The organism is Enterobacter sp. SECR19-1250 (assembly GCF_013391025.1).
In the GTDB taxonomy this organism is placed as follows: Bacteria; Pseudomonadota; Gammaproteobacteria; order Enterobacterales; family Enterobacteriaceae; genus Enterobacter; species Enterobacter cloacae.
The window spans coordinates 26,427-34,385 of sequence record NZ_JACASJ010000051.1 but is presented as its reverse complement, the minus strand read 5'-3'; the positions used below and the strand labels follow the sequence as shown (position 1 = coordinate 34,385).

At 56.6% G+C, this 7,959-nt stretch carries 7 protein-coding genes; 1 reads left to right on the top strand and 6 read right to left on the bottom strand.

Annotation, left to right across the window (positions count from 1 at the left end; translation table 11 throughout):
- Window positions 1–173 precede the first annotated feature (173 nt).
- Complete coding sequence (gene fdhF, locus HX884_RS14515) at window positions 174–2,321, bottom strand: formate dehydrogenase subunit alpha (protein ID WP_077681898.1); 2,148 nt, start codon at window positions 2,319–2,321, stop codon at window positions 174–176.
- 252 nt (window positions 2,322–2,573) lie between these two features.
- Here fdhF and HX884_RS14510 point away from each other — a divergent pair, with 252 nt between their 5' ends.
- Complete coding sequence (locus tag HX884_RS14510; RefSeq protein ID WP_013095088.1) at window positions 2,574–3,305, top strand: response regulator; 732 nt, start codon at window positions 2,574–2,576, stop codon at window positions 3,303–3,305.
- Window positions 3,306–3,309: 4 nt separating this feature from the next.
- Here the strand turns inward: HX884_RS14510 and lpxO are convergent, their stop codons facing one another.
- The 5 genes from lpxO to HX884_RS14485 all read right to left on the bottom strand — a co-directional run bounded on the left by lpxO (window position 3,310) and on the right by HX884_RS14485 (window position 7,950).
- Window positions 3,310–4,218 carry a lipid A hydroxylase LpxO gene (lpxO, locus tag HX884_RS14505; RefSeq protein WP_023622256.1) on the bottom strand — a complete coding sequence of 303 codons (909 nt, stop codon included), beginning with the start codon at window positions 4,216–4,218 and terminating at the stop codon, window positions 3,310–3,312.
- A gap of 142 nt (window positions 4,219–4,360) precedes the next feature.
- Entirely contained in the window at window positions 4,361–5,368 is a 1,008-nt protein-coding gene (locus HX884_RS14500) for a carbohydrate kinase family protein (RefSeq protein WP_047351897.1), read from the bottom strand.
- The gene (locus tag HX884_RS14495) at window positions 5,368–6,228 is read right to left on the bottom strand and encodes a ketose 1,6-bisphosphate aldolase (protein WP_045294831.1); all 861 of its coding nucleotides are present in this window, start codon (window positions 6,226–6,228) and stop codon (window positions 5,368–5,370) included. The genes HX884_RS14500 and HX884_RS14495 overlap by 1 nt, the downstream gene beginning before the upstream one ends.
- Before the next feature lie 10 nt (window positions 6,229–6,238).
- A complete protein-coding gene (locus tag HX884_RS14490) occupies window positions 6,239–6,925 on the bottom strand; it encodes a D-lyxose/D-mannose family sugar isomerase (RefSeq protein ID WP_013095092.1) in 687 nt (228 codons plus the stop codon).
- Between the two features lie 83 nt (window positions 6,926–7,008).
- Complete coding sequence (locus tag HX884_RS14485; protein WP_013095094.1) at window positions 7,009–7,950, bottom strand: ABC transporter substrate-binding protein; 942 nt, start codon at window positions 7,948–7,950, stop codon at window positions 7,009–7,011.
- Between the last annotated feature and the right edge of the window lie 9 nt (window positions 7,951–7,959).

Below are 7,959 nucleotides of genomic sequence, written 5' to 3'. Positions count from 1 at the left end.
ACACAACCCGCTACGGGGGAGACTTACCCGAAATCTGATTTATTCAACAAAGCCATTTACATTATTTCTGCGAGCAGCTTTCAAGATTAATAATTGATATTTTTAATGAGTTAGGCGGAAATAAAAAGGGAGTGAATATTTCACTCCCTTTATTCATCAATTAAATAATATCATTATCCCATCGCACTTTCGCGCAAGCGGGCTTTCAGCTTGTTATATTCGTCGATCACATACTGTTCCGCAGCGTGCTGATCCGCAATCGGCTCCACGCGTACGGCGCAGTACTTATACTCCGGCGTTTTGGTTATCGGGCTTAAGTTCTCCGTCACCAGTTCGTTACAGGCGCCAATCCACCACTGATAGGTCATGTACACCGCCCCTTTGTTGGGACGATCGCTGACCTGCGCACGGGTAATGATCCTGCCTTTACGCGAGTTCACCCATACGAGCGCTTCGTCTTCAATGCCAAGACGTTCAGCGTCGGCGGTGTTGATCTGTGCATAACCTGGCTCATCCGCCAGCGCTGCCAGCGCCGCGCAGTTGCCGGTCATCGAACGACAGGAGTAGTGGCCCACTTCACGCACGGTGGAAAGCACCATTGGATACTCATCAGTGAGTTTATCAATGGGGGCAACCCAGTCGCAGGTGAAGAACTGTGCCAGCCCATTTGGGGTGTCGAATTTCTCTTTAAAGAGATACGACGTGCCCTGGTCGGCCTCAGACTCATCCCGGCACGGCCACTGGATATACCCCAGTTCACCCATTTTTTCATAGGTTGCACCGTAGAAGTCCGGACACAGATGCCGCAACTCGTCCCAGATCTCCTGAGTGTTGTTGTAGTGCATCGGATAACCCATGCGGGTGGCAATTTCGCTGATGATTTGCCAGTCGGTTTTCAGATCCCACTTCGGCTCCACCGCTTTAAAGAAGCGCTGGAAGCCACGGTCTGCCGCCGTGTAAACCCCTTCATGCTCGCCCCAGGACGTTGACGGTAAAATCACATCCGCCGCTGCCGCGGTTTTGGTCATAAAGATGTCCTGAACAATCACCAGCTCCAGATCCTCAAACCCTTTACGCACCGCAGAGAGCTCGGCGTCGGTCTGGAGAGGATCTTCGCCCATGATGTAAGCCGCCCGCACTTCACCATGTGCCGCCCGGTGCGGCAGCTCGCTGATGCGATACCCGGTGTGCTCCGGCAAACTTTCCACGCCCCACGCTTTGGCAAACTTCGCGCGGTTTTCCGGGAACTTCACGTACTGATAGCCCGGATAGGTGTCCGGCAGCGCACCCATATCGCAGGCACCCTGCACGTTGTTCTGACCGCGTACCGGGTTCACCCCGACGTGTGCCTTGCCAAGGTTGCCGGTCAGCATGGCGAGGCTGGTCAGGGAACGCACGGTTTCCACGCCCTGATAGAATTGGGTCACGCCCATGCCCCACAGAATGGCGGCGGTTTTCGCTCCGGCGTACATCCTTGCTGCCTGACGGATCTCCTGCGCGCTGACGCCGGTGATCGCTTCGACAGATTCTGGCGTATAGCCTTCGACAATTTTCCGATACTCTTCAAAACCTTCCGTACGGGTGGCGACAAACGCCTGGTCGTAGAGGTTCTCCTCAATAATGACGTGCCCCATGGCGTTCAACAGCGCGATGTTCGAGCCGTTTTTCAACGCGATGTGCATATCTGCAATACGTGCCGTTTCGATTTTGCGCGGATCGCAGACGATGATTTTCGCCCCGTTCTGTTTGGCGCGAATAACGTGGTTCGCGACAATCGGGTGAGAATCCGCCGGGTTATAGCCGAAGATAAAGACGAGATCGGTGTTGTCTATCTCGTTAATTGCATTACTCATTGCGCCGTTTCCGACCGACTGGTGCAGACCTGCAACCGATGGGCCGTGTCAGACGCGAGCGCAGCAGTCGACGTTATTGGTTCCAATAACGGCGCGCGCGAATTTTTGCATTACATAGTTGGTTTCGTTACCCGTCCCGCGTGATGACCCGGTGGTCTGGATCGCATCCGGGCCATATTTAGCCTTAATGGCGCTCAGGCGGGTGGCGACGTAGTCCAGCGCCTCGTTCCACGAGACGGCTTCCAGCTTGCCACCGCGTTCACGGCGGATCATGGGGGTTTTCAGGCGCGGGGTGAGGATTTGGGTATCGTTAATAAAATCCCAGCCGTAGTACCCTTTCAGGCACAGCGTGCCCTGGTTGGTTTTCCCCTGTGCGGCCTCCGCCCGGACGATTTTGCCGTTATCGACCACCAGGTGGATCTTGCAACCTGAGGCACAATAAGGGCAAACCGTGACGACTTTTTTCATCAGTCTGCTCCAGTTAATCATTTCGCAGCCATAATGCAGCTTTTATGCCATGTTTTTAGTGTGGGTATCACTCGACTTTACGGGCGTTCTCCTGGCAAAACCCTGACGAAAAGCAGGCAATCGTCAAAATTGACGTGTCGAAAAGGCAGCGGATGTGACATGGGTTGTAATTCCGTCACGTAAAAATCCATTTGGCTGGAGCCGACGGCAGAATAGTTCAGACTTAACATAATCCCCTGACGGAAGCATGCGATGAAACCGGCGATTCTGGTGGTTGATGACGATACGGCAGTGTGCGAGCTGCTGCAGGATGTGCTCAGCGAGCACGTCTTTACGGTGCTCGTCTGCCATAACGGACAGGACGCACTGAACCGGGTTCATCAGGAACCGGGAATTGCCCTGGTCCTGCTGGACATGATGCTGCCGGATATCAACGGCCTGCAGGTCCTGCTGCAGTTGCAAAAGCAACGCCCGGATCTGCCGGTAGTGATGCTTACCGGGCTGGGGAGTGAGTCTGACGTGGTGGTAGGGCTGGAGATGGGTGCCGACGACTACATTGGCAAACCGTTTAATCCGCGTGTGGTGGTCGCCCGGGTTAAAGCCGTGCTCAGGCGTACCGGAGCGCTGGCGGCCGACACGCCCGCGCCACGAGTGGCGGGCATTGCTTTTAATGGCTGGACGCTGGATACCACCCGCTGCGAACTGATCGATCCGCAGCGTAACCCCGTACCGTTGACCCAGGGTGAATACGGCCTGCTGCTGGCGCTTACCCAGAATGCCCGCCGGGTACTGAGCCGCGAGCAGCTGCTTGAGCTGACCCACAGCGAAAGTGCCGATGTGTTTGACCGCACCATCGACGTGTTGATCATGCGCCTGCGCCGGAAAATCGAAGCCAATCCGCACCAGCCCGCATTAATCAAAACGATCCGCGGGCTGGGCTACGTCTTTGCCGCCGATGTCTGTCATCCCGATCGGGCGGCATGAGTGCTTACGTTATGGCAGCGACAATAAGCGCGGCGAAAATCGCCGTGATGACCAGGTACTTCAGTGCGTAATAGAGCTTTCGATTACGCTTCTTCAGACGCTGACCGCGTTCTCGCCCGGCGTGCACATATTTGAAGATACGGTTAATTCCCCCGGTGCGGTCGTTATCGTCATTGGGGGAGCTGGCCGCTGACATCAGCGTTGTCCCGACCCAGTGGTTAACCGCCTGCGCCCAGCGCCATTTCATCGGACGTTCGATATCGCAGAAGAGAATAATCCGCGTGTGATCCGATTTATTCTCCGCCCAGTGCACGTAAGTTTCATCAAAGATGACAGCCTCACCGTCACGCCAGCTGTGGCGCTGCTGGTCAACCTCTATAAAGCAGCGATCGTCATTTGGCGTGACCAGGCCTAAATGGTAACGAACCGAGCCGGCGTAAGGATCGCGATGCTTGCCGAGCTTCGCGCCCGCCGGGAGTTCGGCAAACATTGCCGCTTTCACGGATGGGATCTCACTCACCAGTTGTGTCGTAACGGGGCACAGGGTCTGAGCCGAGGGATGCGCATCGGCATACCATTTGAGGTAAAACCGTTTCCAGCCGCGTTTAAAGAAGGTGTTAAAACCGGCATCGTTATGATTTTGTGCCGCCTTAATATGATCCTGCAAACGCAGCGCCTCTTCGCGAATGACCTCCCAGTTTTCCGTCAGTTTATTTAATTCCGGAAAGCGCTCGGTTTCAAAAAAGGGCTGTCTGGCGGGCAGCGAAGAGAACGCCGTCATAAACATATTGATGGGCGCCATAAAGGTGGAGTGGTCGAAAAGTTGACGGGAAAGCGTCTGTTTTTCTTTGCCGCGCGAATGCGCATAAATAACACTGATAATAAATATAGCGATGATAATTGCTGCGAACATTTTTCCTTGTCCTCTGTATCTCTCATTTCGGAAAAGCGTGTGGGCAATATGTTGCCCACGCCGAATGTGCCAGACGCAGAGAGTGTAGTTCGGCTATGCAAAATTCATAGAACTGTAATCAAAAATCGCAATTTTTGTTAATTTAGGCGCTGCTCTCCTGAATAAAGCGCGTCAATTCCTCCAGCGTTTTTGCTCCATCAATGGCATTCGCGGCCAGCAGGCTTGCCCGGGCGCAGGCATGCGCCAGGTAAATACTCTCTGCCAGCGGCAGCGATTCATGACAGCCATATAAGAAACCGGCACAAAAGGCGTCGCCCGCGCCGACGCTGCCAATAATCTCCTCCTGAGTCAGCCTCCATGAGGGGATCCAGCGTCCTTCTTCGTTTGCGGCTTCTCCCCAGGCACCTTCCGGGCAGTGGATCACCACCCGTTGCCGGACGCCTGCCGCCAGCAGCTGCGCGGCGGCTTCAGCGATGTGGGCAACGTGCGGTGCGTCGTTGCCGTCGCGCATCTCAAGGCCGCTAAATTCTCCGGCTTCCAGTTCGTTAATGACCAGATAATCGAGATGACGCAGGGCAGGGAGGACCAGCGGCTGATAGCGCGGATCGCCCTTACGGGAGACCAGATCGAGCGAGGTTTCATACCCCTGCTCGCGCATCTGCGCCAGCAGCCGTGCGCTGCGGGTGCCGTATTCGTCATCTGGCATATCCAGACTGTCGAGCAGCAGCAGGTAGCCGAGGTGGAAGATTTTCATTGTGCCGTCGAGACGGTCAAACGCGGGGAGATCCAGCAGGCGGTTGGCCCCGGGAGAGTGGAAAAAGGTGCGCTGTCCGCTGGGGTCGGTCATCACCTGCGACATGGAGGTTGGCGCAAAGGTGGTGCGCTGTACGCGCTGCCGATTGACGTGATACTGGTCGAGCATTGCCAGAATGTAGTCCCCGTCGCTGTCTTCGCCAATCAGCCCCACCGCCTGCAGCGGCAGGCCGACGTGCATTTTCGCCAGCGTCAGCAGGACGTTGAGCGGCGCGCCGCCGGTGGAACGCTCGCTGTGGGTAATTTCTGCCAGCCAGCCGCGTTCCGGCCATTGCACGATCTGGTGAACGTGATCCACCAGCATATTGCCCGCGGCGATGATCCCTTTGCGTTCCATTATGCCTGCCCCGCGCTGCCAAAGATGCGCATCTGTTCGGCGACCGTATCGGTAATCGCCTCTTCTATGCCCAGCAGCAGCTCGGCAAACTCATCGTACAGCGGCTGGCGGTTGGCCATACGCTGCTCAACGGCGGAAAGCGCGGCCTGGGACATGCCGGTATAGAAATTGATTTTATGAATACCAAGTTCAATGGCGCGACGAAAATCAGCATCGCTGATCCCGGAGCCGCCGTGCAGTACCAGTGGCAGGCCGGTCTGCTGGCGAATGGCGTCCAGACGGGGGAAATCGAGCTTTGGCTCGCCCTTGTATTTGCCGTGTGCGTTGCCAATGGCGACGGCCAGCGCGTCAATGCCGGTTGAATCGACAAATTCCCGTGCCAGCTGCGGGTCGGTAAAGTACGCTTCATCCGCATGGCCGTAGAGCGCTCCGCCTTCATCGCCACCGACGGCGCCTAACTCTGCCTCCACCGACACGCCCACCGCGTGACACATCTTCACCACTTCACGCGTCTGACGAATATTCTCCTCGTAGCTCAGTGTCGAGCCATCGAACATCACGGAACTGAACCCTAAGCGCAGGGCGCGCACCACGGCGTCAAAGTGCAGGCCGTGGTCAAGGTTGAGTACCACGGGGATCGCGTGGCGGGCGGCTTCGAACTTAACCGCTTCGACAAGCGACTCCAGCGACACATATTTAAAATGCACTTCGGCGATGTTGATGATAAAAGGCGAGCGCTCCTGCTTCGCCGCGGCAAACAGGGCGCGCAGGAAGTGGGTGTCGAGAACGTTGAACGCGCCCAGCGCGTAGCGATGTTGCCTGGCGTGCGCAAGACCGTCGGCAAGAGAAATCAATGGCATCATTTACCCCTTATATCCGAAACAGGTTGTACTCGTTGCACAGTACCAGCACCGCCGGTTCGTCTTCTTCGATGTTGTTATAGCGGGCAACGGGCTGCAAAAAGTGGTTGTCGTGTTCATCGTCATTGACCGATGACACTTCGCCCACCAGCACGTCGCCAAAACCGCGTTCACCCCAGAAACTGTGGTACAGGCCGGGCGTCAGGCAGATGCTCTCCCCAGGTGTAAGGCGCAGCTGGCTGCCGGGTGCGTGGGTCTGCTGGCAACCGTCTATCGTGACGGTGACGTCCGTGTTTTCGGTCTCTGCATGTGCACCGGCATTCCATAACTCAATAATGAGATTTCCACCGCCGCGGTTGATGATGTCCTCCCGTTTGCGCCAGTGAAAATGCATGGGCGTGAGCTGACCGTCGCGTACGTGCATGATTTTTTCGGCGTAGCATTTTTCATACGGCGTGCCGTTTGGTGAGCCGTTGCGCAGGGTAAACAGCGTGAGCCCCTGCGCGGCAAAGCTGCTGCCGCCAAAGGCTGTTACGTCCCAACCGAGCTTAAGATCAAACACTTCCTGCCAGGCGGCCTGATCGAGCTGTTGCCATTTTGTGGGTGGGAAGCTGGCAAAAGGGGGGAGATGCACGTCGTGCATGGAGAAAAACTGCCGCGTGTGGCCGAGGATTTCGTTGATTTCGGAGCGTTTCATGGAGACTCCTTGTGTTTTTTGTCGGCCCAGTCCCCTCTCCCTGTGGGAGAGGGTTAGGGTGAGGGCATCGGGCCGCGCAATTGTTACTTAACCGTCCACCCCTTATACGTGCCGACGTTCTTTTTATCGATCATCGTCACCGGGATCAGCACAGGCTCTTTCGGTGCCGGTTTGCCCTGTAGAATGTCATAGCCGATCTCAACCGCTTTTGCCGCCATGACCTGCGGATCTTGTGCCGGCGTCGCCACAAACAGGGAGTTTTCCCGCTTCAGGGCTTCTTCGCCGTCCGGGCTACCGTCCACACCAACGATAAAGAACTCGTTGCGTTGCGCTTGTTTCGCCGCCAGATCGGCACCGATCGCGGTCGGATCGTTAATCGCGAAGACGCCATCGATCTTCGGATTGGCCGCCAGCAGCGAGGTCATGACTTCCAGACCCCCTTCGCGGCTGCCCTTGGCGTTCTGGTTATCGGAGAGCACTTTGATATCCGGGTGTTTTTTGAACTCTGTCTGGCAACCTTCCACACGGTTCTGGACGGCAGAGACCGGCGGTCCGTTGATGATCACTACATTGCCTTTGCCGTTCAGGCGGTCGGTGATGTACTTACAGGCCATTTCGCCCGCCTGGGTGTTATCGGAGGTGATCGTCGCGTCTGCACCTTCTGCCGCCACGTCAACCGCGACCACCACGATCCCGGCCTCTTTCGCGCGTTTCACCGCCGGGCCGATCCCTTTAGAATCTGCGGCGTTGAGGATGATCATGTCCACTTTGGCGGCAATAAAGTTGTCGATCTGCGCCACCTGCTGGCCCAGATCGTACCCGCTGGAGACCAGCGTCACTTTGACGTTATCCCCCGCCAGCTTGCGCGCCTCCAGCTCGGCACCTTTGGTGATCTGCACGAAGAACGGGTTGGCCAGGTCACCCACCGTTACGCCGATGGACTTCAGATCTTTCGCCTGCGCAAACGGTGTTGCGGCAAGCAGCGCGCCAGCACAGAGCGCGGTCACTAAGGGCTTCAATCTCATGCTCTCTTC